The following is a 22,114-nucleotide window of genomic DNA, read 5'->3' on the forward strand; positions in this document are numbered from 1 at the left end:
ATTCCAGCACCAATCACGGGGCCGGGCCAAGAGGGTGGGTGAAAGATTTCACAAAGTGGGGGCGTGTGGGCGTGACCGGGTTTGGCCCCCGCACGCCCCCGCTGGCCTCAGCTCATGCGCAGCGCGAGGAAGAAGTCCAGCTTGTCCTCGAGTCGGGAGAGGTCCCGTCCCGTCAACTGCTCGATCCGGCCCACCCGGTAGCGCAGTGTGTTGACGTGCAGGTGGAGACGGGTGGCACAGCGGGTCCAGGAGCCGTCGCAGTCCAGGAACGCCTCCAGGGTCGGGATCAGCTCGGCCCGGTGCCGGCGGTCGTAGTCCTTCAGCGGGTCCAGCAGGCGGGCCGTGAAGGCGCGGCGGACGTCGTCCGGGACGAAGGGCAGCAGCAGGACATGGCTGGCCAGTTCCTGGTGGCCGGCCGCGCAGACCCGGCCGGGGCGGGCGGCGGCCACCCGGCGGGCGTGCCGGGCCTCCTCCAGGGCGCCACGCAGGCCCTCCGCCGAGTGCACGGCCGCGCTGACGCCGAGGGTGAGCCGCCCGTCGCCGTCCAGGCCCGCCGACAGCGGCTCCCGTACCGACTGGAGCAGGGCGTCGGCCAGCAGCCCGGTCTCCGAGCCGTCGTGCTCGGAGGAGACCGCGGGCAGCGGGACCAGGGCGATCGCCTCGTCGCCGGTGTGCGCTACGGCGATCCGGTCCAACGGCTCGGGGCCGGTCGCCAGCGGGTCGACCAGCACTTCCTCCAGCAGGGACTGCGCGATCGGGCCGCCCTCGACCCCGTCCCCCTCCCAGTCGACCCGGGCCACCACGACCTGCCAGTGCGGGGCCGCGCCGAGGCCGGGCAGCAGCACCGGCGCCGCGACCCGCAGGCGGGCCGCGATCTCGGCGGGCGCGGCGCCCGTCTGGACCAGCTCCAGCACCTCCTGGGCGAGCCGGCGCCGGACCGTGCGGGCCGCGTCCCGGCGGTCCCGCTCGACGGCGATCAGCTGGGTGACGCCCTGGAGCAGGTCGAGACGCTCCTCGGGCCAGTCGCCCGCGTCCGCCTCCACGGCCAGCAGCCAGTCCGACAGGACCGTCTCGCGCACATCGCGGGAGCCCTGCGGGGAGCGGCCGGAGGAGCGGATCGGGAAGAGCGAGTACGTGGTGCCGTGCAGCAGCAGCCGGTGCGGGCCGCGGCGGCCGGTGCGGGCGGCCGCCAGGTGCTCGGCGGCGAGCCGGGCGCAGGTCTCGGCGGGCAGCGCGGGGCCGGACTCCTTGGAGCCCGCGATCAGCCGCCCGGTGGGGGAGAGCACCCAGGCGCGCAGGTCCAGGTCGGAGCCGAGCAGGTCCAGCACCACGTCCGGGCCGCCGCCCGCGGGGCCCGAGGTCATCATCCGGCGGTGCCGGTCCACCACCGCCGCCAGGTCCCCGGCGCGCTCACCGGAGACCTGCCGGACCACATGCTCGGTGATCGTCGCGAACGCCACCGACTCGTGCACCGCGAACAGCGGCAGCCGGTGCTTCGCGCAGGCCAGCACCAGGTCGTCCGGCACATCGCCCAGCTCGGCCTCGCCGGCCGCGAGGGCCGCGACCCCGGCCTGCACCAGGATCCGTACGAAGGGCTCGGAGTCGTGGGCGTCCCGGCGCCAGGCCAGGCCCGTCAGCACCAGCTCGCCGCCGGAGAGGTAGCGGCTCGGGTCGCGCAGGTCGGTGGTCATGACCCCGCGTACCGCGCGGTCCAGCTCGTCCTCGCCGCCGAGCAGCCGCAGGCCCAGCGCGTCGGTGTCCAGCAGTGCGCGCAGCCGCATCTCGTCGCCGCCGTTCTTTGTCTCGAAACCTACGATGGATCTTGGAGGGTGGAAGGGCAGCCGGCCGGAGCCACCCGGAACCGGGCGCCCGGGGACGCGTTCCGAGGTCTCCGCGCTGTTTCCCGCGTTTCCTCAGGAAAACGGAGAGGTTACCGATGACCCCCGTTCATACGAATCTACAAGATGCCTGACCTGGCCAGCCAACTCCTTCATGGTTTCGGTGACTGACCCCGCCGGAGTACCGGGCGGTGTACTGAGTCCACTCCGCGTTAACAGCACATGAACGAGCCGGGCCCGCCGCACACGGATTGGCTCAATCTGTACGACTTCAAGAGCACTGAGACGAAGAAGAGAGCCGGTCATGGACTTCCTTCGCCCCGCCAGCTGGGAGGAGGCGCTCGCCGCTAAGGCCGAGCACCCCACCGCTGTGCCGATTGCGGGTGGCACCGATGTGATGGTCGAGATCAACTTCGACCACCGCCGGCCCGAGTACCTCCTCGACCTGAACCGCATCGGTGACCTCTACGAATGGGAGGTCGGCGAGGACACCGTACGGCTGGGTGCCTCCGTCCCGTACACCAGGATCATGGAGAACCTCCGTGCCGAGCTGCCGGGCCTGGCGCTCGCCTCGCACACGGTCGCCTCCCCGCAGATCCGCAACCGCGGCGGCGTCGGCGGCAACCTCGGCACGGCCTCGCCCGCCGGTGACGCCCATCCCGCCCTCCTCGCGGCCGGCGCCGAGATCGAGGTGGCGTCGGCGGCCCGCGGCACCCGGCTGATCCCGATCGACGAGTTCTACACGGGCGTCAAGCGCAACGCGCTCCAGCCCGACGAGCTGATCCGCGCCGTACACATCAAGAAGGCGGACGGCCCGCAGCAGTACTCCAAGGTGGGTACCCGCAACGCCATGGTCATCGCCGTGTGCGCCTTCGGTCTCGCCCTGCACCCCGAGACCCGGACCGTACGCACCGGAATCGGCTCGGCCGCCCCCACCCCGGTGCGGGCCAAGGCCGCCGAGGAGTTCCTGAACGCGGCACTGGAGGAGGGCGGCTTCTGGGACAACGGGAAGATCATCACCCCGTCGGTCGCCAAGCAGTTCGCGGACCTGTGCTCGGCCGCGTGCAACCCGATCGACGACGTCCGGGGCACCGCGAGCTACCGCCGGCACGCGGTCGGGATCATGGCCCGCCGGACGCTCACCTGGACCTGGGAGTCGTACCGCGGCACCCGCCGCACCACTGAGGGAGCTGCGTAATGCGCGTCAACTTCACCGTCAACGGACGTCCGCAGGAAGCCGACGACGTCTGGGAGGGCGAGTCCCTGCTCTACGTCCTGCGCGAGCGCCTCGGCCTTCCGGGTTCGAAGAACGCCTGTGAGCAGGGCGAGTGCGGCTCCTGCACCGTGCGGCTGGACGGCGTGCCCGTCTGCTCCTGCCTGGTCGCGGCCGGCCAGGTCCAGGGCCGTGACGTGGTGACCGTCGAGGGCCTCGCGGACTACGCCAAGCAGCGCGCCGAGGGCGGCTGCGCGAGCGGCGCCTGCGGCACCTCGCTCGACGAGGCCAAGTCGTGGCAGGCCAAGGGCACCGACTCGCAGACCGGCGAGGGCACCGGGCTGTCCCCGATCCAGCAGGCGTTCATCGACGCCGGCGCCGTCCAGTGCGGCTTCTGCACCCCGGGTCTGCTCGTCGCCGCCGACGAGATGCTGGAGCGCAACCCGAACCCGACCGACGCGGACATCCGCGAGGCGCTGTCGGGCAACCTGTGCCGCTGCACGGGCTACGAGAAGATCATGGACGCGGTCCGTCTCGCGGCCGCCCGCCAGTCCGAGGAGGTCTGACGATGCCCACCAACGGCGCCCCTACGAAGATCACGCAGGGCTCGCAGACCAAGGGCGGCATCGGCGAGTCCACGCTCCGCCCGGACGGCACCCTCAAGGTCACCGGCGAGTTCGCGTACTCGTCCGACATGTGGCACGAGGACATGCTGTGGGGCCAGATCCTGCGCTCCACCGTCGCCCACGCCGAGATCGTGTCGATCGACACCTCCGAGGCCCTGGCCATGGCCGGCGTGTACGCGGTCATGACGTACGACGACCTGCCCACCGAGGTGAAGAACTACGGCCTGGAGATCCAGGACACCCCGGTCCTCGCGCACGGCAAGGTACGCCACCACGGTGAGCCGGTCGCGATCGTCGCCGCCGACCACCCGGAGACGGCCCGCCGCGCCGCCGCGAAGATCAAGGTGGAGTACAGGGAGCTGCCCGTCATCACCGACGAGGCCTCCGCGACCGCCCCGGACGCGATCCTCGTCCACGAGGGCCGCGACGACCACCACGCCGGGCACGTCCCGCACCCGAACATCGTGCACCGCCAGCCGATCATCCGCGGCAACGTGGAGGAAGCGCGCAAGCGCGCGGACGTGGTCGTGGAGGGCGAGTACACCTTCGGCATGCAGGACCAGGCCTTCCTCGGCCCCGAGTCCGGCCTCGCCGTGCCGGAGGAGGACGGCGGCGTCCACCTCTACATCGCCACCCAGTGGCTCCACTCCGACCTGCGCCAGATCGCGCCCGTCCTCGGCCTGCCCGAGGAGAAGGTGCGCATGACGCTGGCCGGCGTCGGCGGCGCGTTCGGCGGCCGCGAGGACCTGTCGATGCAGATCCACGCCTGCCTGCTGGCGCTGCGCACCGGCAAGCCCGTGAAGATCGTCTACAACCGGTTCGAGTCCTTCTTCGGACACGTCCACCGGCACCCGGCCAAGCTGTACTACGAGCACGGCGCCACCAGGGACGGCAAGCTCACGCACATGAAGTGCCGGATCGTCCTGGACGGCGGCGCCTACGCCTCCGCCTCCCCGGCGGTCGTCGGCAACGCCTCCTCGCTGTCGGTCGGCCCGTACGTGATCGACGACGTCGACATCGAGGCCATCGCCCTCTACACCAACAACCCGCCCTGCGGCGCCATGCGCGGCTTCGGCGCGGTCCAGGCGTGCTTCGCCTACGAGGCGCAGATGGACAAGCTGGCCAAGAAGCTCGGCATGGATCCGGTGGAGTTCCGGCAGCTGAACGCGATGGAGCAGGGCACGATCATGCCGACGGGCCAGCCCGTCGACTCCCCCGCCCCCGTCGCCGAGCTGCTGCGCCGCGTCAAGTCGATGCCGCTGCCGCCCGAGCGCCAGTGGGAGTCCAGCGAGGGCGCCGACGTACGACAGCTGCCCGGCGGTCTGTCCAACACCACCCACGGCGAGGGCGTCGTCCGCGGCGTCGGCTACGCGGTCGGCATCAAGAACGTCGGCTTCTCCGAGGGCTTCGACGACTACTCCACCGCCAAGGTGCGCATGGAGGTCGTGGGCGGCGAGCCGGTCGCGACCGTGCACACCGCGATGGCGGAGGTCGGCCAGGGCGGTGTCACCGTCCACGCGCAGATCGCCCGCACCGAGCTGGGCGTGGCCCAGGTGACGATCCACCCGGCCGACACCCAGGTCGGTTCCGCGGGCTCCACCTCCGCCTCCCGGCAGACGTACGTCACCGGCGGCGCCGTGAAGAACGCCTGCGAGCTGGTCCGCGAGAAGGTCCTGGAGATCGGCCGGCGCAAGTTCGGCTCCTACCACCCGGCCTGGGCGACCGCCGAACTCCTGCTGGAGGGCGGCAAGGTCGTCACCGACGGCGGCGAGGTCCTCGCCGACCTGGTCGAGGTCCTGGAGGGCGAGGCCGTGGAGGTCGAGGAGGAGTGGCGGCACCGGCCGACCGAGGCCTTCGACCTGCGCACCGGCCAGGGCAACGGACACGTCCAGTACTCCTTCGCCGCCCATCGCGCCGTCGTCGAGGTCGACACCGAGCTCGGCCTGGTCAAGGTCATCGAACTGGCCTGCGCCCAGGACGTCGGCAAGGCGCTCAACCCGCTCTCCGTCATCGGCCAGATCCAGGGCGGTACGACCCAGGGCCTGGGCGTGGCGGTGATGGAGGAGATCATCGTCGACCCCAAGACGGCGAAGGTCAGGAACCCCTCCTTCACGGACTACCTGATCCCCACGATTCTCGACACGCCGACCATCCCGGTCGACGTGCTCGAACTCGCCGACGAGCACGCCCCGTACGGGCTGCGCGGCATCGGCGAGGCCCCCACCCTGTCGTCCACCCCGGCCGTCCTCGCGGCGATCCGGAACGCGACCGGGCTGGAGCTCAACCGCACTCCGGTACGGCCCGAGCACCTCACGGGGACCGCGTAACACCCACAGCTCTCCGGGCGGCACAGGGAACGTCACACACTCCGCCGCGCCGCCCGGAGGAACCCCCTTTGAGTTCCGCACCGCTCGCGGTCCTTGAAGTACCAGGAAATTCGTTCGTCTCGGGCCGTCCCCCGGGTCGTCCATTCCCAAATCCCGTGTCCGCTCAGGGCGGTTGCGCGGGTGCCCCTGTGAACCTTGGGAGATGGCACCATGACCCAGCAGTCAGTGGAGCCCAGGACCGCAGCCGACGACGCCGGTGATGGCAGCCGCGTCCCGGCCGGCAGGTCCTGGCTCGACAGGTACTTCCACATATCCAGAAGAGGATCCTCGGTCGCGCGTGAGGTGCGCGGCGGCATCACCACCTTCATGGCGATGGCCTACATCCTCCTGCTCAACCCCCTCATCCTGTCCGGCAAGGACGCGGCGGGGGACACGCTCGGCCAGAAGGCGCTGATCACCGCGACCGCGTTCGCGGCGGCCTTCACCACGCTGCTGATGGGTCTCGTCGGCAAGGTGCCGCTCGCCCTCGCCGCCGGCCTCTCCGTCTCCGGCGTCCTGTCCTCGCAGGTCGCCCCGGAGATGACCTGGCCGCAGGCCATGGGCATGTGCGTGATGTACGGCGTGGTCATCATGCTGCTGGTCGTCACCGGCCTGCGTGAGATGATCATGAATGCGATCCCGCTCGCGCTCAAGCACGGGATCACCATGGGCATCGGCCTGTTCATCGCCCTCATCGGCTTCTACAAGTCCGGCTTCGTGCACCAGGGCAAGGCCACCCCGGTCACCCTCGGCCCCGCCGGCGAACTCGCCGGCTGGCCCGTGCTGCTCTTCGCGGGCACCCTGCTGCTGATCTTCATGCTCCAGGCCCGGAACATCCCCGGCGCCATCCTCATCGGCATCGTCTCCGGCACGGTCGTCGCCGCCGTCCTCAACGGGCTCGGCGTCATCGAGCCCAAGCAGTGGGCCAACGGCACCCCCGAGCTGCACGGCAGCGCGGTCTCGATGCCCGACTTCTCGCTCTTCGGGGACGTGGAGTTCGGCGGCTGGGGCCAGGTCGGCGCGATGACGGTCGGCATGATCGTCTTCACCCTCGTGCTCGCCGGCTTCTTCGACGCGATGGCCACGATCATCGGCGTCGGCACCGAGGCGAACCTCGCCGACGACAAGGGCCGGATGCCAGGCCTGTCGAAGGCGCTGTTCATCGACGGTGCCGGCGGCGCGATCGGCGGTGTGGCGGGCGGCTCCGGCCAGACGGTGTTCATCGAGTCGGCCACGGGCGTCGGCGAAGGGGCCCGTACCGGTCTGGCCTCCGTCGTGACGGGCCTGTTCTTCGCGGCCTGCCTGTTCTTCACCCCGGTCACCGCGCTCGTCCCGCAGGAGGTCGCCTCCGCCGCCCTGGTCGTCATCGGCGCCATGATGCTGATGAACGCCCGGCACGTCGACTGGGCCGACCGCGCGACGGCCGTCCCGGTCTTCCTGACCGTCGTCCTGATGCCGTTCACGTACACCATCACCTCCGGTGTGGCCGCGGGCGTCATCTCCTACGTCGCCATCAAGGCGGCCCAGGGCAAGGCCCGCGAGATCGGGGTCTTCATGTGGGGCCTCACGGTCGTCTTCCTGGTCTACTTCGCCCTTCATCCCATCGAGGGCTGGCTGGGCGTGCACTAGCCCGCCCCGCGTCCTCCACCCCCGACCCCGTTAGGAGACCGACAGATGCTGGACATCGCCGAAGAGCTGAACCGGTGGGTCGAGCAGGGCCGTGACGTCGCCGTCGCCACCGTGGTGGCCGTCGGCGGCAGCGCCCCGCGCCAGCCCGGCGCCGCCCTCGCGGTGGACGCCGACGGCACGGCCATCGGCTCGGTCTCCGGTGGGTGTGTGGAGGGCGCCGTGTACGAGCTGTGCCGGCAGGCGCTCGAGGACGGGGAGACCGTCCTGGAGCGCTTCGGGTACAGCGACGAGGATGCCTTCGCCGTCGGCCTGACCTGTGGCGGCGTCATCGACATCCTCGTCACTCCGGTCCGGGCGGACGGTCCCGCCCGGCCGGTGGTCGCGGCCGCGCTGGCCGCCGCCGCTCGTGGGGAGGCGGCGGCGGTCGCGCGGATCGCCGAGGGACCGGCACAGCTGCGGGGCCGGGCCCTCCTCGTCCACCCCGACGGGTCCTACGACGGCGGCTTCGGCGCCCATCCCGAGCTGGACCGCACGGTCGCCGCCGAGGCCGCCGCCTTCCTGGACGCGGGCCGCACCGGCACCGTGGAGATCGGCGAGCAGGGCTCCCGCTGCGGCGCCCCGCTCACCGTCCTGGTGGAGTCCTCGGTCCCCGCGCCCCGGATGATCGTCTTCGGCGCGATCGACTTCGCGTCGGCGCTGGTCCGGGTCGGCAAGTTCCTCGGCTACCACGTGACGGTGTGCGACGCCCGCCCGGTGTTCGCCACCAGGGCCCGGTTCCCCGAGGCCGACGAGATCGTCGTCGAGTGGCCCCACAGGTACCTGGAGGGCACCGAGGTCGACGGCCGTACGGTCCTCTGTGTCCTCACCCACGACGCCAAGTTCGACGTACCGCTGCTCCGGCTGGCGCTGCGGCTGCCGGTCGCCTACGTCGGCGCGATGGGCTCCCGCCGTACCCACCTGGACCGCAACGAGCGGCTGCGCGCGGTCGGCGTCACCGAGCTGGAGCTGGCCCGGCTGCACTCCCCGATCGGCCTGGACCTGGGCGCCCGTACGCCGGAGGAGACGGCGCTGTCGATCGCGGCGGAGATCGTCGCCGGCCGGCGCGGCGGCAGCGGGGCGTCGCTGACCGGCGCGCACACGCCCATCCACCACGACACGGCCGCGCGGCCGGCGGGGCGGATCGGGTCGGTGGCCTGAGGGCCGAGCCCCGCGGGAAAAGCGGTTGCCGCCCGGTGCCGTCCCCGTGCTTGCATGGGGCCATGGTGTCCCCCGACCGGCTTGCGGCCTTCGCCGCGCTGTCCTTCCTGCTGATCCTGGTGCCCGGCCCCAGTGTGCTGTTCGTGGTCGGGCGGGCCCTGGCGCACGGGCGCCGCGCCGCGCTGACCACCGTCGTCGGCAACACGCTCGGCGCGTATCTGCTCGTCGTCGCCGTGGCGCTCGGCATCGGATCGATCGTCGAGCGCTCGGTCCTCGTCTTCACCGCCCTGAAGCTCGCGGGCGCCGCCTACCTCGTGTACCTCGGCGTCAAGGCGTGGCGGCAGCGCGGCTCGCTGCGGGCCGCGTTCGGGGAGTCCGGCCCGGCCCACGGCGGCCTGCGCACCCTCTGGGAGGGCTTCGCGGTCGGTGTGGCCAACCCCAAGACGATGGTGTTCTTCGCCGCGGTGCTGCCGCAGTTCGTGGACCGGGAGCAGGGCCACGTCCCCGCGCAGATGCTGCTGCTCGGCCTGGTCTTCAACGCCATCGCGGTGGTCTCCGACAGCGTCTGGGGCCTGGCCGCCGCGGCCGCCCGCGACTGGTTCGCCCGCTCGCCCCGGCGGCTGGCGGCGGTCGGCGGGGCGGGCGGCCTGACGATGATCGGCCTGGGCGTGACGGTCGCGGCGACGGGCCGTACGGACTGAACACCGGCCGTGGCGGGCTACTGACGGGCCGGCTCAGGCCCGCCCGCCCCGGCCGGCCCGTGGCCGTCTCGTCCGGCGGGGTGGCTCACGCTTGTCCGAGCAGGCGGTTCGCCGCTCGGCCGAACATCCGGCGGGAGACCGCCGTCAGGACGCCGTCGAAGGCGCGGGGCAGGAAACGGATGCGGAGCTCCTCGCGCCACACCACCCGGCTACGGCCTCCGGGCCCCGGCCGGACCTCGATCTCCGCCCAGCCCAGGATCATCCGGCCGCGCTTCTCCAGCCGGCACAGGCCGCCCTCGCCGTCGCCGGGCGGGCGCCAGACCGTCACCTCCATGACGTCGTCGAAGGCGAACGGGCCCAGGCCCGACCGGGCCACGAAGCGGGTGCCCTCGCGGGTCGGCGCGGGCGTGAGCACCTTGATCCGGGTCAGCGGGACCGCGGCGGCGTGGCGGGGCCACTCCGTGAGCCGGCGCCACGCCTCGTCGAGCGGGAGAGGCGCCGTACGTGCGAAGGAGAAAGTGGGCACGGCACGATCGTAGGCAATGGGCGCCTTTCACCTGCGCGTTCGGCGCTCCGCCTCACCCCGCTCGCGTAGCAGGTGTCCGCGCGGCGTCGTATCCTGAAACAGTCGGTGCGCGGGGCGGCGCGTCGGTCCTCCTGCTTCTAGGCTTCCTGCCATGGGCCGGGCAAACCGCCCGCCTCCCGGGGGAGTTGATCGCCATGCCGTTGAAGAACTACGGCGTCCTGATCGCCCGTGCCGTCGAGACCCGGCGCGAAGGCGCGAAGGACACACCGCACTACCAGATCCACCTCACGGATGACCAGGGCACCCACTACCGCGCCGCGGTCAACGTGCTCTCGCAGGAGCGCCCCTCCGAGCTGCTCTACCTGGTCGCCGATGATTTCCGGCATCCGCTGACGGCCCGCCTGGAGGGCCTGCCGAGCGGCTGGAACACCCTGCCGGCCGGTCCCGGCGGCCCGAACCTCGACTTCGTGCGCGGCAACCTCTTCGACCCGGCCGGGATGCGCTCGCTCCCGCCGGACGTCGCGGGCCCGGACAACGACCTGGCCGACCTCCTCGACCACTACGTGCAGCGTGCGGTCGCCGACGCCGACGCCCGGCTGTACCTCTTCGGCGCCCGCTTCGGCCCCGAACCGGCCCGCCAGGACAAGGTGTTCGGGTTCCTGCCCGGCAACGGCGTGCACGACGTCCACATGAACCAGGGCAACAGCCGGCGGTTCACCGGCGACGACGGCGTCTGGCAGGACGGCGGACTCCTGCTGCACTTCCCCGGACAGGCCCGCTGGGTCGGCATCTTCCTGGCCTTCCAGAGCCAGTCGTGGCACACCGACGACACCACCGGGCACAGCCTGGACGACGTCGACGGCACCCGGCCCGAGCCCGGTACGCAGCCCGTGCGGATCGTCGCGGCGCTGGTCAACCCGAAGGGCCCGGCCCCCGAGGCGGAGACCGTGACCCTCCTCAACGCCTCACCGGATCCCGTGGACCTGGCCGGCTGGCGCATCGTCAGCCGCCTCGGCGAGGGATCTCCGGTCCCGGCCACGGCACCGCTCGCGGCCGGCGCCTGGCTCACCGTGCCCCTCACCACCGACGGCCAACTCGGCAATCACGGCGGCGAGATCACGCTGCTCGACGCGGCCGGCCTGAAGGTCCACGGAGTGTCGTACACCGGTGACGAGGCCGCCCTCGAGGGCTGGTCGGTGGTCTTCTGAGGGGCACGCGGACGGCGGTGCGTCAGGGGCGGTACACCTTGCCGGGCTCGGCCTTGCCGGGCGCCAGCAGCTGAGGGACCGTCACGAAGACGTAGCCGCGCGCCTTCAGCGCGTCGATGATGCCGGGCACGGCCGGCACGGTCCCGGGATAGATGTCGTGCAGCAGGATGATCCCGTCCCGGGACGACTGGTCGAGGACGCGCTTGGTGATGAGTGCCGAGTCGTTCGTCGTGTAGTCCTTGGCGGTCACGCTCCACAGCACCTCCGCCAGGCCCAGCTCCTTGCAGATCTCGTGCACGTTCGCGTCGGTACGGCCCTGCGGCGGGCGCATCAGCGTCGGCTTGTGCCCGGTGAGCCGTTCGATCGCGTCGTTGGGCCGCTTCAGCTCCTCGCGTATCTGCGCGTCGGATATCCGGGTCAGGATCTTGTGGTCCCAGGTGTGGCTCGCGACCTCGTGGCCCTCGGCCGCCATCCGCTTGACCAGCTCCGGGTACTTCTCGATGTGCCGCTTGCCGAGCAGGAAGAAGGTGGCCGGGACCTTCTTCTCCTTGAGGATGTCGAGCAGCCGCGCCGAGTTCTCGCTGGGTCCCGCGTCGAAGGTCAGCGCGATGCACTTGGCCTCGCGGCAGTCGACGGATCCGAAGGCGGCCGGCGCCCCGTGGGCCGCCTCGGCGCGCGCGGCGCTCGGTGCGGTCGCGTCGACCTGCGCGCACCCGGACAGCGTGAGCGTCAGGCAGGCCGCGGCGGATGCGAGCGCCCAGCCGCGCAACCTTCGGCCCGGTTCGCGCATCTTCCTGGTCGCGGGCTTCGGAGTCGAGATCGTTTCCGTCGATTGAGGCATGCCCGGACTATACACTGCGTGTATAGTGCAGGTGTTCGGATTCCGGGTGGCCGCAGCGCCGTAGCACCATGGGTGGAGGGGGAGCGCACACCCCGGCGGAAGGACCACTCATGTACTTCCGGGACCGCGCCGAAGCCGGCCGGAAACTCGCCGGGCTACTGAGCGACCTGCGCGAACAGGGCGTCCTCGCCGATCCCCTCGTCGTCCTCGCCCTGCCCCGCGGCGGGGTCGCCGTCGCCGAGCCCGTCGCCCGGGCCCTCGGCGCCCCGCTCGACGTCCTCGTCGTCCGCAAGATCGGCGCCCCGCACCACGCGGAGTTCGGCGTCGGCGCGCTCGCCGCGGACGACCCACCCCTCTTCGACGCCGAGAGCCTCGGCCGGCTCGGCCTCACCGAGGACTCGCTCGCCGCGGCGGTGGCCCGCGAGCGGCAGGAACTGCACCGCCGCGAGCGGCGCTATCGCGGCGACCGCCCGCCGCCCGACCTGAAGGGCCGCACGGTGATCGTGATCGACGACGGTCTGGCCACCGGCGCCACCGCCCGCGCCGCCCTGCGCCATGTCCGCCGCCGCGAGCCCGCCCACCTCGTCCTCGCCGTACCCGTCGGCGCCCCGGGCGCCGTCGACCGGCTCGCCGCCGAGGCCGACACCGTGATCTGCCCGCACCGACCGGCCGGCTTCACCGCGGTCGGCCAGTGGTACGCCGAGTTCGGACAACTCAGCGACAACCAGGTGCTCACCGCCCTGCGGGGCGCCTGAGACCGACGACGGCGAGAGGAGCGGCCCGGTCGTCCCTCACCGCTCCCGCGAGCCTTGGCCCCGCACCATGGCAACGACCCCGTGCACACCAGTGGTACCGGGCGGGCACGCGGAGTAACCTCGGGACCATGACGCGCACGGGGGAGCGAGTCGTCACATCGCGCTTACGGACACCGTCCTGGATCGCGCGCATCGAGACGCCGGACGGACGGGTCCTCGGCGCGGGCGTGCTGCTCGCTCGCGAGCGGGTGCTCACCGCCGGCCATGTCGTCAGCCCCGGCCACCGCTACGCCGTACGCCTGGTCGGCGTTCCCGGCCTGGCCGCCGTCGCCGCCACCGTCCGCCCGGACGAGCACGTGCCCCAGCGCGAGGACGCCTTCGGCGACCGCAGCGGCGACCTCGCCCTGCTGCGACTGGCCGCACCGCTGCCCGCCGAGCACACCACCCGGCTCTACCGGCTCGCCGCCCCGCACGGCCCCGTCAGCATGTACGGCTTCCCGGACGGAGACGACGGCGGGCGCTGGCACGGCGCCACCCTGGTCGCCGCGCGCGGCCGGGACAGCCAGGTGCAGCTGCGCCCGCTCACCCCCGGCGAACTCGCCGCCCCGGGCTTCAGCGGCGGCGGGGTCGTGGACGACGCCACCGACCAGGTCATCGGCATCGTCCTCAGCGTCGACGAGGGACCCGGCTCCGCCTTCAGCTACATGAGCCCCACCGAGACCATCCTCAGCCATCTGCCGCAGGTCGCCGCCTGGACCGACGGTGCCGAGGCCGTCGACCCGCGGCTGCGCACCGGCACCGGCGCCGCCGCCGGCCGGCTCGACGTACCGTTCGCCACCGAACTCGCCTCCTGGTTCCGCGGTGCGGGCTGGCCGGTCCTCGTCACGGTCGTCCCCGCCCGCGGCGACCGCGCCTGGACCCTCCAGCGGGCCGTCACCCTCGCCGACCGCGAGCTGCGCACCGACCGCAACACCAGCGCCGTCAGCCACGACCCGCCCGAGACCGTGCCGCCCGCCGGCGCCCACGATCTCGCCCTGGACGTCAAGGGACTGACGGTCGCCGAGGTCATGGACCGGATCGCCGAACGCCTCGGCATCCGCGACGACCCCCGGCCCGAACGTCTCGGCACCCTGCGCGTCCCACTCGCCGCCGTCCTGGTCGCCGTGGACGAGGCATCCGACCCCGACGCGCTGCTCGGCCTCCTGGACCGGCTCGCCCGGCAAGGCGCCCGGCTGCTGCTCGCCTTCCGCGGCCCCGGCGAGCGCACCGCCCAGGCCGCCGAGACCCTCGTACACCGCCCGCTGCGCGACCGCTGGGCCCGGCTGCACGACGACATCGTCCGCGTCACCGACGAGTTGGGTCCCGCCCTGGACGTCCACCGGCACCGCGTACTGCCCCGGCCCGGCACCCGACCGCTGCTGGACCAGGCCGAAGCCGGCGTACGGCGTACCCGGATGCTGCGCGCCTGGGTCGCCCACCTCCCCGACCAGGAACGCCAGCCGGCCCGCGCCGACCTGCTGTTCACCTTCGAGGAGGCCGTCGGCCGGCGCCGGCGGCGCCTGGAGCGGGCCATCGGCATGCTCGACGCCCGGCTGCGCCGCCGCGAGGAACTCCTCGGCCGGGTCGGCGCCGAGTGGCCGCTGTGCCGGCAACGGGCCGCCGCCCAGGGCGACCGGGTCATGGCCGCCTACCAGTTCTACGAGGAAGCCCTGTCGCTGCTGCGGCAGACCCCCTGCGACATCGAGCGGGCCGAGGCCGCCGTGGAGCGGTTCGTCGGCTTCTGCTCCGCCACCGCACCCGAAGAGGAGGGCGCGTCGTGACCTCGTGCATCCGCCCCGGCTGCGCAGGCCGCATCATGGGCACCGGCTACTGCGACACCTGCGGCCACCGGCACGCCGAGTCGCGCACCGAACCGCCGGCCCGGCCCCCGGCCACCACCGCCGAGGAACCCCCCGGCCCGGCCGCCGTCCACGCCGTCGCCGGCATCGGCGAACTCGACCAGCACGGACTGGTCGTCCTGCCCGAGGTCCCCGTCCCCGCCGACGTGGTGGTCGAGGACCCGCGACCGCCCACCGGGGGCCGCCGCTGCGGTGCGAACGGCTGCACCATGACCATCGGCATCGGCTACGGCGGCCAGCCCGCCCGCCCCACCGGCCGCTGCCCCCGCTGCGGCACGCCCTACTCCTTCCTGCCCCCGCTCGCCAAGGGCGACGTCGTCGCAGACCACTACCGGGTCCTCGGCTGCATCGCCCACGGCGGCCTCGGCTGGATCCACCTCGCCGAGGACACCCGCGCCGACGGCCACCGGGTCGCCCTCAAGGGCCAGATCAACGTGCACGACGCGCTCGCCCGCCGCACGGCCGTGGAGGAGCGCCGCTCGCTCACCGACCTGCACCACCCCGACATCGTCCGCATCATCACCTACGCCGAACACCGGGCCCCCGGCCGCTCGATCACCGGCTACCTGGTCATGGACTACATCGGCGGACGCTCCCTCCAGCAGCTCTTCGACGCCGACGACATCGAGCGGATCTTCCACGGCCGCCCCCGTCTCGACCACGTCCTCACCTACGGGTGCAAGATCCTCGGCGCTCTCCAGTACATGCACGAACGCGGCCTGCTCTACTGCGACATGAAGCCCGCCAACGTCATCCACTTCGGCCGGGCCGTCAAGGTCATCGACCTCGGCGCCGTCCGCGCCATCGGCGACCGCACCTCCGCCTACGTCTACACAGCCGGCTTCGCACCCCCCAAGGAGGAGATCGACCACCGTGGCTGGCACGTCGACAGTGATCTCTACACCGTCGGCATGACCCTCCAGTCCCTGGCCCGCGGCACCGAACCCGCCCGCGGGCTCGCGCCCGACTCCTTCCGCCGCCTCATCGCCCGCGCCACCCACCCCGATCCCGGCGCCCGGTTCCGCTCGGCGGCCGAGATGTCCCGTCAACTCTGGGAAGTCCTGCGCGAGTTCCGATCGCTCCAGTTCGGCGAGCAGCTGCCGGAGAGCTCCACCCGGTTCCGCGCCTCCGGCGCCAGCCTCGACGCCGGACTCGGCGCGATCCCCGCCCTGGACCACTGGACCGGCCGCTCCGGCGAGCGGCCCGCCGGCCTGGACGTCTCTCCGCCCGCCCCCGCCGAGGTGGCCGGCGCCCTGCCGGAGCCGGTGCCCGACCCCGACGACGGCGCCGCCCTGCTGCTGGACGCCTTCCCGCCCGAGGCCCCCGACCGGGTCGCCGAGGAGTGGCCGCGCGAAAACCGTCTCGCCACCCCCGAGACCGCGCTGTGGCTGTGCCGCGCCTACCTCAGGAAGGGCGAGCAGCGCGCGGCGGAGAGCTGGCTCGCCGAGGCCGAGACCCAGCTCGGTGAACGCGCCGCCGCCTACGACTGGCGCATCGCCTGGCACCGTGGCGTCCTGCAGCTCAGCAAGGGCGAGGTGCGGGACGCCGGTGCCCGCTTCGACGCCGTCTACCGGGCCCTGCCCGGCGAGTACGTGCCCAAGCTCGCCCTCGGCTACTGCGCCGAACACACCGCCGAGGCGGGCCCGGCCCGGGCCATGCGGTACTACGAGGCCGTCTTCAGGCGGGACTCCGCGCACACCGCCGCCGCGTTCGGCCTGGCCCGCGGCCACCTGACCGCCGGTGACCGGGACGCCGCCGTCCACGTCCTCGACGAGGTGCCCGCCACCTCCCGGCACTACGACGCCGCCCGCATCGCGGCCGTACGCATCCGCGCCGGGATTCTGCACGGCAGCCCGCCCGCCCCGGACGGGCTGCGGGACGCGGCCCGGCGGCTGCCCGAACTGCGCCTGGACGGCGGCGCCGCGGCCGGCGAGTCCCGGGCCCGGCTGGTCGCCGAGGTCCTGGAGAACGCCCTGCACAGCCGCCCCGCCCAGGGCTGGGGGCCGGAGTTCCCCGCCGGTGATCTCTTCGGACCCGGGGACGAGGACAGCCTGCGCACCCGGCTGGAGCACTCCTTCCGGCAGCTGGCCGCGCAGGCCCGCACCGCCGGGGAGCACGGCCGGCTGCTCGACCTGGCCCACGCGGTCCGGCCGATGACCACCTTTTGACCACATCACGAATCCGGGGGGAGAGGCAGCGATGACCGTGGCCGAGGAGACCGAGGTGACCCTCGCGGTCGGCCAGCAGAAGGAACTGCCCGCCGTGCCGGACGCGGCCGGGCACCGCACCGAGCGGGAGATGCACGCCATCCTGGAGATCGGGGTCAGGAGCCGGGGCGGCACGCACCCCGCCGGCGCACCCGCGCCCGGCACCGGGTCGGCGCTCGCCGAGGTGCTGATCGTCGACACCTCCCGCTCGATGCTCCACCCGGCCGCCAAACTGCACGCGGCCAAGGACGCCACCGCCGCGGCGGTCCGGATGCTGCCCGACGGCACGGCCTTCGCCGTGCTCTCCGGGCGGTTCGACGCCACCGTGGTCCACCCCGGGCCCGGCCGCCCGGTGCTCGCCGTCGCCGGGCCCGGCGAACGCGAGGCCGCCGAACGCGCCGTACGGATCCTGGACGCCGACGGCGGCACCGCCATCGGCACCTGGCTGGAACTCGCCCGGCGGCTCCTGAAGGACCAGCCCGCGCCGGTCAAGCACGTCCTGCTCCTCACCGACGGGCGCAACGAGCACGACCACCGTTCCCGCCGGCCGCTGGAGACCGTCCTCGACGCCTGCGCGGGCCAGTTCGTCTGCGACGCCTGGGGCATCGGCGACGACTGGGACGCCGAACTCCTGCTGACCATCACCCGGCGGCTGCACGGCCGCGCCCGAGCCGTCCGCGCCGAGGCCGAACTACCGGCAGCATACGAAGAGTTGGTGGCAGGACTGCTCGGTACGGCGGTGCCCGAACTGCGCATCCGGCTCACCCCCACCCCCGGCACGGCGATCCGCCAGGTCAAGCAGGTGGTGCCGAACGAGCAGGAACTCCAGCCCGTCCCGGCCGGGTCCGGCGGCCGCGCCGTGGAGTACGTCACCCGCGCCTGGGGCGACGAGGTACGGCACTTCCAGGTCGTCCTCACCGCCGACCCGACCGGCCGCGAGACCGGTGAGGACCTCCAGCTGGCCGCCGTGGAGGTCCTCGTGCCCGACGTCCGGCGCCCGGTACGGCTGCCCGTGCCGCAGCCCATCCTGGTGCGCTGGACCGACAACCCGCTCGACGCCTCCCGGCAGCATCCCGGAGTCCGCCGGCACGAGCTGTACCAGCAGGCGAGCGCCGCCGTCGCCAAGGCGTACCGGGCCTGGCTGGGCGGCGCGGACGGCCGGGAGGCGGCGGACCGCGAACTGGCCCGCGCCCTCTCCCTGGCCGGCGAACTGGCCGACGCCCAACTGCTGGGCGCACTCCGGCTGATCGAGGCCGCACCGGGCGCCGGCCGGGTCCGCACCGGCCTCAAGGACGTCGACTGGCAGCACCTGATCCTGTCCAGCGCCCTGACGACCCCACCGGAACAGCCGACGGCCGCGCCGCCGGCGGCGGGCCCGGGCGGGGCGGGGGCTTTCGCACGGAGCGGTGCTTCCGGGGGTCGTGGCGACGGCGGTTCGGCACCCGCCGGGGCCCGCGCTTCCGAGCCCCCGGGGGCAGGCGCCGAGGCCGCCGGCTCACCGGGCCCCGTCGGCTCCGCCCTGCCCGTCCGGCCCGACGGGCTGGTCGAGTGCCCGGACTGCAAGTGGCTCGGTCCGGCCGACTCCCTCTACTGCGGGGGCGACTGCGGACGGCTGCTGAGGGGGGCACCGGCATGAAAACCGGCAACGGAACGACGCCCGGCGGGGACGGAGGCACGACGCCCGGCAGGGACAGACGCCCGGTTCCCGGCAGGTTCCGAGGTACGACCCCCGGCCCGGCCGCCGGTACCGGTACGACCCCCGGCCCGGCCGCCCGCACCGGTACCACCGCCGGCGCGGAAGTCCGTACCGGCGCGACGGCCGGCGCGGAAGCCCGCACCGGTACCACCGCCCGCGCGGAGGCCCGTACCGGCACCGGCGCGGCCGCCGTCCCGACCGCCGCCCCGCACTCGCGGGCGCGTCAGGCCGACCACCGCTCACCGGGACGGGCGCCCAGCCGCCTCAGCCGGCTGCTCGACCGGTTCGCCGGCGCCGCGCGACGCCCGCCGGAGGCCGGCAGTACGACCGCCCGCGACCTCACCGTCCGCCACCGCCTGCTGCTGGCCCTGTCGGCCCTGCTCACGCTGTCCCTGTTCGTGTCGTACCAGGGCGTGCACGGTGACGCGAACCCGCTGCGCACCTCCACCGCTCCGGCCGTCCTGTCGCTCGACACCGCGCAGTACGCACTCGTCCAGGCCCAGCGGGACGCCGGCGCGCCGGCCCCGACCAGCGACTTCCAGAAGCAGATCTCCGTCGCCGCGCAGAGCCTCGCGGCCGCCGCGGCGGACGACGACCTCGCCGGTCCGGCGGGCCGGCAGGCGTTGCAGACGGTCGCCGGGCTGATCACCGTCTACGCCGTCAAGGTCCAGCAGTCCCAACTCCAGCCCGACGGAAGCGTGTTGCGCGAGGCGTACCTGAGCTACGCCACCAGCATCCTGACGGAGAAGGGCGCCGGGATACAGGCCCGCCTGACGGCGCTCCAGCACCAGCAGCGCGCCGCCGTGCAGCGGCAGACCTCGTTCGGCCCGCTGCTGTGGCTCGCCTGGAGCGTCACCCTGCTGCTGACCCTCGCCCTCGGCGCGGCCCTGCTGGAGACCCAGCTCTTCCTGCGCCGCCGGTTCCGGCGCCGCTTCAACCGCCAACTCATTGCGGCGGCCGTCCTGTTGTTCGCCGGGGTCGGCGCCACCGTGCTGTTCACCGTATGGACCCAGCAGGGAATGACGGACACCCGTACCCTGCTCGACCGCCCGCTGCCCGGGCGGCTCATTCCCGACGCGGGGCGGCACACCGCCTCGTACCTGGCACACACCGGTTTCCGCGCGGCAGCGGCGGTGTGGATCCTGATAGGAGGCGTCCTGCTCATGGCACTGGCCGAAACGGGCCTGCGGCGGCACATCGACGACTACCGGTTCAGGCCCCGGTGAGCGCCGGCCACGGCGGCTCCACGGCGGCCGCCCCCGACACCCGGCCCCGCCCCTCCCGCCGCCTGGTCCGCACCGTCACCGTGGTGGCGAGCTGCCTGGCCGTGCTGGCGGCGGCCGTCGTGGTGGGCGTACGCGCCCTCGGTCAGGAGCCGACCGTCACCCTGCTGGCCAACTGGACGCGCGACGACGAGCGGCGCTTCCGGGAGGCGGTCATCGAACCGTTCGAGCGGAAGTACCACATCAAGGTCGACTACCAGGGCAGCAACGCCGAGAGCCAGGTGCTCGGCGCCGACGTCGAGGCCGGGACGCCACCGGACGTGGTGGTGCTCACCGGCCCCGGCGAACTCGCCGAATACGCCCGGCAGAAACACCTCTATCCCCTCGAAGGGCTGGTGAACCGCGCGGACTTCGGCACGTCCTGGGCCACACCCCTGGCGGACGGGCACGTGTACTGGTTCCCGCTCAAGGCCGACCTGAAGAGCATCGTCTGGTACCCGGCCGACGTCGGTGCGCAGGAGCTCGAACAGGAGGTGCACCGGCCGGCCGCGTGGTGCGTCGGCATGGGCTCCGGCGCCACCAGCGGCTGGCCCGGCACCGACTGGATCGAGGACATCCTGCTCCAGCGGTACGGCCCGGGCGTGTACGAGCAGTGGGTGCGCGGCGACCTTTCGTGGCGGTCGAAGCAGGTGCGCGAGGCGTGGTCCGTCTGGCACGACCTGGTCGGGGCCGGCGGCGCTCCGGCCCTCGTCCGGCGGGCCCTGAAGACGCCGTACCAGCGGGCGTCGGAGCCGGTCACCGCGACCCCGCGGGGCTGTCTGCTGGAGCACCAGGCGTCGTTCATCCGCAGCAGGGCCGCCTGGCAGCACGCCGACGGCCGCTACCAGCCCTCCGCCCAGCTGATCTTCGGGGCTTCCGAACCCCGTGCGTGGGAGGTCTCCGGCGACCTGGTCGCCCTCCTGCACGCCACCCCGCAGGCGAAGAAGCTGATCCGCTACCTGGCCTCCGCCGACGCCCAACGTGCCTGGTCCGAGCAGGAGTCCGGCTTCTCCGTCCATGCCGGCGTCCAGCCCGCCGGGGACGACGCGGGCTCCGCCTGGCACCGCTCCCTCGCGGCCACCCTCCGCGACGAGCGGGAGGTGCACTGCTTCGACGCCTCCGACGCGATGCCGCCGTCGGTACGCGACGCGTTCGCCGAGGCGACGATCGAATACCTCGCCCACCCCGACCACTTGGACGCCCTGCTGCGCTCCCTGGACACCCTCAGCGGCACCCCGGGCCTGACCTGGCTGCCGTCGGCGTGCGACCGCAGACGGTGAACCGGCGCACGGCGACGGGCACGCCCGCCCACCGCCGTACGCCGGACCGCGCGCATTCCCCGGAACCGGCCGCGCCACTTGAACACCAGGTACAGCCGCCGCACAGACCACGCCCATCAGCCCGATCGCGAACGCATACCCGAAGCTCCAGCTCAGCTCGGGCATGTGGGTCCCGACGAGCGTCGGGGCGAACAGGATCGCCGCCCACGACTGTTCTCGAAGCTGTCACCCTGCGGTGCCGTGTGTTTCGGAAGGCCTTCGGCGTCCCACAGGCTCGCGATCTGATTCGCGCAGGTTGCCGGAGCGCCATACGCAGCGCAGTCGAAGCTGTAACCGGGCGGGCCAAGCTGGGGGCCTCAACCATTTCAACGGGGAGAGGAACGCGGATGCGAACCCGGGCTTCTCTCCCCGCTACGGCATGCCGAACCGCGACCAATCGCACCCGCTGGCGTGACCTCTTCATCCCGAACCATCGGCTGGTGGTCCGCAAGGTCTGAAGGGTGGTCCAACGACTTCAGATGGCTGCTGAGGACCAGCTGCGCAGGGTGAGGTTCCTGGACTGCTCGGTTGCATGGCTTCGGCGGCTTTATAGGCGAGGGCGAGGTTGTTGCGGCTGGTCAGTGTGTGGGGGTGGGTGTCGCCGAGGATTTGTTCGCGTTGGGCGAGGGTGGTTTGGAGCAGGGGGATGGCGCGGTCGAGGTCTCCTGCGTCCTGGTAGGCGAGGGCGAGGTTGTTGCGGCTGGTCAGTGTGTGGGGGTGGGTGTCGCCGAGGATCTGTTCGCGTTGGGCGAGGGTGGTTTGGAGCAGGGGGATGGCGCGGTCGAGGTCTCCTGCGTCCTGGTAGGCGAGGGCGAGGTTGTTGCGGCTGGTC

General features: G+C 73.1%; 17 protein-coding genes and 1 pseudogene. 13 read left to right on the plus strand and 5 right to left on the minus strand.

The annotated features are described in order from the left end of the window. Nucleotides 1-107: 107 nt before the first annotated feature. Nucleotides 108-1,781 carry a PucR family transcriptional regulator gene (locus ACZ7DL_RS09075; protein WP_470772656.1) on the minus strand — a complete coding sequence of 558 codons (1,674 nt, stop codon included), beginning with the start codon at nt 1,779-1,781 and terminating at the stop codon, nt 108-110. 361 nt (nt 1,782-2,142) lie between these two features. On the opposite strand from ACZ7DL_RS09075, the gene ACZ7DL_RS09080 reads away from it, so the two are divergent. The 6 genes from ACZ7DL_RS09080 to ACZ7DL_RS09105 all read left to right on the plus strand — a co-directional run bounded on the left by ACZ7DL_RS09080 (nt 2,143) and on the right by ACZ7DL_RS09105 (nt 9,570). Beyond that, a complete protein-coding gene (locus ACZ7DL_RS09080; RefSeq protein WP_470772657.1) occupies nt 2,143-3,036 on the plus strand; it encodes an FAD binding domain-containing protein in 894 nt (297 codons plus the stop codon). Further along, nucleotides 3,036-3,617, plus strand: a complete 582-nt coding sequence (locus tag ACZ7DL_RS09085) for a (2Fe-2S)-binding protein (RefSeq protein ID WP_470772659.1) — start codon at nt 3,036-3,038, stop codon at nt 3,615-3,617. The genes ACZ7DL_RS09080 and ACZ7DL_RS09085 overlap by 1 nt, the downstream gene beginning before the upstream one ends. A 2-nt stretch (nt 3,618-3,619) precedes the next feature. Beyond that, complete coding sequence (locus tag ACZ7DL_RS09090; protein ID WP_470772661.1) at nt 3,620-6,004, plus strand: xanthine dehydrogenase family protein molybdopterin-binding subunit; 2,385 nt, start codon at nt 3,620-3,622, stop codon at nt 6,002-6,004. Nucleotides 6,005-6,214: 210 nt separating this feature from the next. Beyond that, the gene (locus ACZ7DL_RS09095; RefSeq protein WP_470772662.1) at nt 6,215-7,672 is read left to right on the plus strand and encodes an NCS2 family permease; all 1,458 of its coding nucleotides are present in this window, start codon (nt 6,215-6,217) and stop codon (nt 7,670-7,672) included. A gap of 45 nt (nt 7,673-7,717) precedes the next feature. Further along, nucleotides 7,718-8,869: an XdhC family protein gene (locus tag ACZ7DL_RS09100; RefSeq protein WP_470772664.1), complete on the plus strand. Its 1,152-nt coding sequence runs from the start codon at nt 7,718-7,720 to the stop codon at nt 8,867-8,869. Between the two features lie 62 nt (nt 8,870-8,931). Further along, complete coding sequence (locus ACZ7DL_RS09105; RefSeq protein WP_470772666.1) at nt 8,932-9,570, plus strand: LysE family translocator; 639 nt, start codon at nt 8,932-8,934, stop codon at nt 9,568-9,570. Between the two features lie 85 nt (nt 9,571-9,655). Here ACZ7DL_RS09105 and ACZ7DL_RS09110 read toward each other — a convergent pair whose 3' ends face one another. Beyond that, nucleotides 9,656-10,096, minus strand: a complete 441-nt coding sequence (locus tag ACZ7DL_RS09110; protein ID WP_470772667.1) for an SRPBCC family protein — start codon at nt 10,094-10,096, stop codon at nt 9,656-9,658. Nucleotides 10,097-10,290: 194 nt separating this feature from the next. Here ACZ7DL_RS09110 and ACZ7DL_RS09115 point away from each other — a divergent pair, with 194 nt between their 5' ends. Further along, nucleotides 10,291-11,304: a DUF2278 family protein gene (locus ACZ7DL_RS09115; protein WP_470772669.1), complete on the plus strand. Its 1,014-nt coding sequence runs from the start codon at nt 10,291-10,293 to the stop codon at nt 11,302-11,304. 22 nt (nt 11,305-11,326) lie between these two features. On the opposite strand, the gene ACZ7DL_RS09120 is transcribed toward ACZ7DL_RS09115, so the two are convergent. Further along, nucleotides 11,327-12,094 carry a polysaccharide deacetylase family protein gene (locus tag ACZ7DL_RS09120; protein ID WP_470772800.1) on the minus strand — a complete coding sequence of 256 codons (768 nt, stop codon included), beginning with the start codon at nt 12,092-12,094 and terminating at the stop codon, nt 11,327-11,329. A gap of 161 nt (nt 12,095-12,255) precedes the next feature. Between ACZ7DL_RS09120 and ACZ7DL_RS09125 the strand changes: the two genes are divergently transcribed. The 6 genes from ACZ7DL_RS09125 (at nt 12,256) to ACZ7DL_RS09150 (ending at nt 21,243) form a co-directional block, all read left to right on the plus strand. Beyond that, on the plus strand, nt 12,256-12,900 hold the full coding sequence (locus ACZ7DL_RS09125; protein WP_470772671.1) for a phosphoribosyltransferase: 645 nt from the start codon (nt 12,256-12,258) through the stop codon (nt 12,898-12,900). Nucleotides 12,901-13,028: 128 nt separating this feature from the next. Then, nucleotides 13,029-14,720 (plus strand): trypsin-like peptidase domain-containing protein, encoded by a 1,692-nt coding sequence (locus ACZ7DL_RS09130; RefSeq protein WP_470772673.1) that lies wholly within the window; start codon nt 13,029-13,031, stop codon nt 14,718-14,720. Beyond that, nucleotides 14,717-16,966, plus strand: coding sequence for a serine/threonine-protein kinase (locus ACZ7DL_RS09135; RefSeq protein ID WP_470772675.1), 2,250 nt, complete (start codon nt 14,717-14,719; stop codon nt 16,964-16,966). The genes ACZ7DL_RS09130 and ACZ7DL_RS09135 overlap by 4 nt, the downstream gene beginning before the upstream one ends. Nucleotides 16,967-16,997: 31 nt before the next feature. Beyond that, complete coding sequence (locus ACZ7DL_RS09140; RefSeq protein ID WP_470772677.1) at nt 16,998-18,641, plus strand: VWA domain-containing protein; 1,644 nt, start codon at nt 16,998-17,000, stop codon at nt 18,639-18,641. Then, nucleotides 18,638-19,927, plus strand: coding sequence for a hypothetical protein (locus tag ACZ7DL_RS09145; RefSeq protein ID WP_470772678.1), 1,290 nt, complete (start codon nt 18,638-18,640; stop codon nt 19,925-19,927). Before ACZ7DL_RS09140 ends, ACZ7DL_RS09145 begins: the two co-directional genes overlap by 4 nt. After that, nucleotides 19,924-21,243, plus strand: coding sequence for an ABC transporter substrate-binding protein (locus ACZ7DL_RS09150; RefSeq protein WP_470772679.1), 1,320 nt, complete (start codon nt 19,924-19,926; stop codon nt 21,241-21,243). The genes ACZ7DL_RS09145 and ACZ7DL_RS09150 overlap by 4 nt, the downstream gene beginning before the upstream one ends. 71 nt (nt 21,244-21,314) lie before the next feature. On the opposite strand, the pseudogene ACZ7DL_RS09155 reads toward ACZ7DL_RS09150, so the two are convergent. After that, nucleotides 21,315-21,453: pseudogene (locus ACZ7DL_RS09155) on the minus strand (transporter); the annotation flags it as partial. 249 nt (nt 21,454-21,702) lie between these two features. Continuing rightward, nucleotides 21,703-22,114, minus strand: a 412-nt coding sequence (locus ACZ7DL_RS09160; RefSeq protein ID WP_470772681.1) for a tetratricopeptide repeat protein, incomplete at its 5' end; no start/stop codon positions are given.

Source organism: Streptomyces sp. NPDC036984, assembly GCF_055607665.1.

Bases quoted from the DNA above. Each gene is read 5' to 3' on its own strand.
- ACZ7DL_RS09125 (WP_470772671.1), top strand. From the start codon at position 12,256: ATGTACTTCCGGGACCGCGCCGAAGCCGGCCGGAAACTCGCCGGGCTA.
- ACZ7DL_RS09120 (WP_470772800.1), bottom strand. From the start codon at position 12,094: ATGCGCGAACCGGGCCGAAGGTTGCGCGGCTGGGCGCTCGCATCCGCC.
- ACZ7DL_RS09130 (WP_470772673.1), top strand. From the start codon at position 13,029: ATGACGCGCACGGGGGAGCGAGTCGTCACATCGCGCTTACGGACACCG.
- ACZ7DL_RS09105 (WP_470772666.1), top strand. From the start codon at position 8,932: ATGGTGTCCCCCGACCGGCTTGCGGCCTTCGCCGCGCTGTCCTTCCTG.
- ACZ7DL_RS09100 (WP_470772664.1), top strand. From the start codon at position 7,718: ATGCTGGACATCGCCGAAGAGCTGAACCGGTGGGTCGAGCAGGGCCGT.
- ACZ7DL_RS09095 (WP_470772662.1), top strand. From the start codon at position 6,215: ATGACCCAGCAGTCAGTGGAGCCCAGGACCGCAGCCGACGACGCCGGT.
- ACZ7DL_RS09145 (WP_470772678.1), top strand. From the start codon at position 18,638: ATGAAAACCGGCAACGGAACGACGCCCGGCGGGGACGGAGGCACGACG.
- ACZ7DL_RS09140 (WP_470772677.1), top strand. From the start codon at position 16,998: ATGACCGTGGCCGAGGAGACCGAGGTGACCCTCGCGGTCGGCCAGCAG.
- ACZ7DL_RS09075 (WP_470772656.1), bottom strand. From the start codon at position 1,781: ATGCGGCTGCGCGCACTGCTGGACACCGACGCGCTGGGCCTGCGGCTG.
- ACZ7DL_RS09090 (WP_470772661.1), top strand. From the start codon at position 3,620: ATGCCCACCAACGGCGCCCCTACGAAGATCACGCAGGGCTCGCAGACC.
- ACZ7DL_RS09080 (WP_470772657.1), top strand. From the start codon at position 2,143: ATGGACTTCCTTCGCCCCGCCAGCTGGGAGGAGGCGCTCGCCGCTAAG.
- ACZ7DL_RS09115 (WP_470772669.1), top strand. From the start codon at position 10,291: ATGCCGTTGAAGAACTACGGCGTCCTGATCGCCCGTGCCGTCGAGACC.
- ACZ7DL_RS09085 (WP_470772659.1), top strand. From the start codon at position 3,036: ATGCGCGTCAACTTCACCGTCAACGGACGTCCGCAGGAAGCCGACGAC.